The organism is Prosthecobacter sp. (assembly GCF_044378005.1).
Classification (GTDB): Bacteria; Verrucomicrobiota; Verrucomicrobiia; order Verrucomicrobiales; family Verrucomicrobiaceae; genus Prosthecobacter.
The window spans coordinates 1-3,441 of record NZ_JBILYB010000291.1 but is presented as its reverse complement, the minus strand read 5'-3'; the positions used below and the strand labels follow the sequence as shown (position 1 = coordinate 3,441).

Here is a 3,441-nt window from a genome sequence, read left to right as displayed (position 1 = left end):
GATCACATCGCCGCGCTCGGGGACGATCCGCTCCAGCCGATCCTTCAGTTTTGGAAGCGCGATGGCCGCACCTTCTTCTTCTCGATGCGCATGAATGACATCCATCATGCGTGGTTCAACTGGGCGCACCTGTGGTCTGACTTCCACAGGTCGCAGCGGCATCTGTTTCTCAAGCCGCCAACGGACAAGGAATGGGAGACCGAGTTCCTCCCATGGTTCGAAGGCAAGATCACCAAGAGGCCTGCCATCAGCACTTCATCCGTGGCCTTCGACTACTCGCAGGCCGAAGTGCGGACGTATTACCTCGAAACGCTGCGCGAAGCCTGCCGTCGCTATGATCTGGACGGCATCGAACTCGACTGGCTGCGCTTTCCCGACCTCTTCCGCAAGGGTGAGGTGAATGTGGCAATCATGACGGCCTTCGTTCGCGATGCGCGGGCCGTTCTCAATGAAGCAGCCAAACGGCGCGGCCACTCCCTGCGACTGCTGGCCCGTGTGCCCGTGACGCCGGAGCAGGCGCTCTCCATCGGTCTGGACGTGGAGGCCTGGCTGAAGGCGGGCTGGCTGGACGCCGTCATCGCCGGTCCCGGCACTAGTTTTTCCGCGTGCCCGTTGGAGCGCTGGGTTGACCTCGCACACCGGCATGGCGTGCCCGTCTATGGATCGATGGAGCGGCAGAACCGGAATAACGTTCCTCGCTACGGCAGCCCCGAAACATTGCGGGCCGCCATCGCCACACTCTGGGAGAAAGGTGCAGATGGGCTCTACTTCTTCAACTTCTACGTCCGCGACGAGATGCCGCTGCTCGACGAGTTCGCCGACCGTGCGCTGCTGGCGCGATTGCCGAAGGAATATTTCATCGAATCCGGCGGCGACGGCGACCTGACCAAGAGCGGCGGCCCACTGCCGCTGGCATTAAAGCCTGGCACTCCCGCCACCGTGCATCTGGTCATCGCCGATGATCCCGCGAAGGCCAAGGAAGCCAGCCTGGAGATCCTTTTCAAAAGCGAAGGTGAGACCGAGGCACCCGCCATCACCCTCAACGGTCAATCGCTCAAAGAACCGAAATCCACACCCGCCAAAGCGGGCTTTACCCTCACGCTTTCCTCCGCCGCTCTGAAGTCAGCGCTCAAGCGCGGCACCAACGACTTCACCTTCACGTCAGCCGCCAGTGTCACGGTCACCGCTTTGAGTGTGCGTGTGGTGCCGTAAACCATCAGCAACTCCATTCACCCATGAAAAAGCTCATCAACCAACCCACGCATTATGTGGAGGAAATGCTCGCCGGTCTCCTCCTTGCCAATCCCAGCCTGAAACTCGATGGCGGCAGTCAGCGCGTCATTCGTCGCGCGAGCGGTGCGAGGTCGGGTAAGGTCGGCATCGCGTCGGGCGGCGGCAGCGGGCATCTGCCGCTCTTCACCGGTTATGTCGGCGAGGGACTGCTCGACACCTGCTCTATCGGTAATGTTTTTGAAGGGCCAAACGTCGAGAGCTGCGAGGACGCCATTCGCCTCGCGCATGGCGGCGCGGGCGTGGTCTGCCTCTACGGCAACTACGGCGGCGACCGCATGAACTTCGACATGGCCTGCGAGCTTCTCGATGGGGAAGGCATCGCCACGCGCACCGTGCTCGGCACCGATGACATCGCCAGCGCCGCGCCCGCCGAGACGCACAAACGTCGCGGCGTGGCGGGCATCCTCTATGCCTACAAAGCCGCCGGAGCACTCGCGGAAAGCGGCGCGAACCTGGATGAAGTCGCCCGCATCGCACAGAAGGCCGTGGACGCCACGCGCACCATCGGCGTGGCGCTTTCGCCCTGCCAGGTGCCCACCGCGAGCGCACCGAACTTCTCCATCGCAGACGACGAAATCGAAATGGGCATGGGCATTCACGGCGAGCCCGGCATCTGGCGGGCGAAGCTGAAAAGCGCCGACGCCATCGTCGATGAAATGCTGGAGCGCCTGCTCGCCGACCGGCCCATCGCCGCAGATTGCCGTGTCTCCGTGCTCGTAAATGGACTCGGCGCCACGCCGCTGGAGGAGCTGTTCATCCTCTACCGTCGCACGCATCAAATCCTCAGCGAGCGCGGCATCACCATCATCATGCCTCTTGTCGGAAACTACGTCACCTCCATGGAGATGGCTGGCGCGTCCATTTCGCTGCACCTGCTCGATGCCGAGCTGGAGAAACTGCTGCTCGCCCCCGCGTCCTGCGCCTTCTGGAAAGTCTGAGCCACATGCCCATCACCGTCCTGACCCTGTGCGACGCCGTCGCCCGCTCACATGCACGCATCGCGCGGCTCGAAGACCAGTTAAATGCCGCCGATGCCCTCCTCGGCGATGGCGACACCGGTTCCATGCTCGCGCGGGTCATCGAAAAAATGGCCGCCACCGATTTGTCGTCCACCACCGATGTCGGCGCGGCTTTCAACGTCCTCGCCCGCGCCACCATGTCCGCCACAGGCTCCAGCCTCGGCACCTTGCTAGCGACCGCACTCCTCACCTTTGCCAAATCCACCAAAGGCCGCAGCGAAATCCCGTGGAGCGAACTCTCCAGCCTCATCGTGCAAGCCATCGAAGCCATGCGCACCCGTGGCGGAGCCAGCCTCGGCGACAAGACCATCCTCGACGCCCTGCACAGCATCGCGAAGAACCTCAGCGGCATCACCGATGGCACCACCGCCGTCCTCGCTGCCGAAACCGGTGCCCGCGCCGCGCTGGAGCATTTCAAACCACTGCCCTGCAAAATCGGGCGCGCCCGCCTCTTCCCCGAAAAAAGCACCGGGTCACATGACCCCGGCATGCTCGCGATTGCACTGCTGCTGGAGCGTGAGGAAACTCTCGAAGGCATCCCGGGCTGCCTCCCCCAAACGGCATCGTAAGCTTCGCCATTCGCGTGAATCACCATGCCCGCCGCGCCGGACAACCACGACGCCCACGACTACGCCGAGCGCATCCGCGAGCGGTTGCCGCGTCGTTTGCAGGAATTGCGGGAGGCCGCAGGCTTCACGAAGTATGGTTTGGCTCGTGAGAGCGGGGTGAGCCGGGAATACATTGGTAAGATCGAGCGTGGCAAAGCGAACCCAACCCTGCCTGTCACCGCGCAACTCAGTTATGGGCTTGGCATGACGCTGGAGCAGTTCACCCATCATCTTGAAGACCAGGACGATGGCGAGTGAAGCCCCGTCACCTATGATTGACTAACGGCAGGGCCGGGGGCTGTGCTCCAATGGCGGGCGTCACACCCGACGACCGCCATGCTGATCCTCTCCAACAGTCCAGACCGCTTCCCGCTCACGGGAGCCGCCTTTTTGCCTCCGGGAGCGGTGTTTTCGGCCTTGGGAGGGCTATTCCGCCTCAAAACTGCCATCCCGAACGAAATGGTAGCCATACCGGACACCACGGTAGCGCTACCGGCGCTGAAGGTAGGGACCCCGCGCCA

The 3,441-nt window shown here is 63.0% G+C and carries 5 protein-coding genes; all 5 read left to right on the top strand.

What is annotated here, in order from left to right; all coding sequences use genetic code 11:
• On the top strand, positions 1-1,212 hold a 1,212-nt coding region (locus tag AC6FTP_RS26285; protein WP_497209863.1), incomplete at its 5' end, for a glycoside hydrolase family protein.
• Positions 1,213-1,235: 23 nt separating this feature from the next.
• Positions 1,236-2,231 carry a dihydroxyacetone kinase subunit DhaK gene (locus AC6FTP_RS26280; protein ID WP_497209862.1) on the top strand — a complete coding sequence of 332 codons (996 nt, stop codon included), beginning with the start codon at positions 1,236-1,238 and terminating at the stop codon, positions 2,229-2,231.
• Between the two features lie 5 nt (positions 2,232-2,236).
• The gene (locus AC6FTP_RS26275) at positions 2,237-2,881 is read left to right on the top strand and encodes a DAK2 domain-containing protein (protein WP_497209861.1); all 645 of its coding nucleotides are present in this window, start codon (positions 2,237-2,239) and stop codon (positions 2,879-2,881) included.
• A gap of 24 nt (positions 2,882-2,905) precedes the next feature.
• Positions 2,906-3,178, top strand: a complete 273-nt coding sequence (locus AC6FTP_RS26270; protein ID WP_497209860.1) for a helix-turn-helix domain-containing protein — start codon at positions 2,906-2,908, stop codon at positions 3,176-3,178.
• A gap of 78 nt (positions 3,179-3,256) precedes the next feature.
• Positions 3,257-3,441: hypothetical protein (locus AC6FTP_RS26265; RefSeq protein ID WP_497209859.1), on the top strand; the 185-nt coding region annotated here is incomplete at its 3' end.

Excerpts from the sequence above, each read along its gene's own strand:
- AC6FTP_RS26275 (WP_497209861.1), top strand. The coding sequence starts at position 2,237 with ATGCCCATCACCGTCCTGACCCTGTGCGACGCCGTCGCCCGCTCACAT.
- AC6FTP_RS26270 (WP_497209860.1), top strand. The coding sequence starts at position 2,906 with ATGCCCGCCGCGCCGGACAACCACGACGCCCACGACTACGCCGAGCGC.
- AC6FTP_RS26280 (WP_497209862.1), top strand. The coding sequence starts at position 1,236 with ATGAAAAAGCTCATCAACCAACCCACGCATTATGTGGAGGAAATGCTC.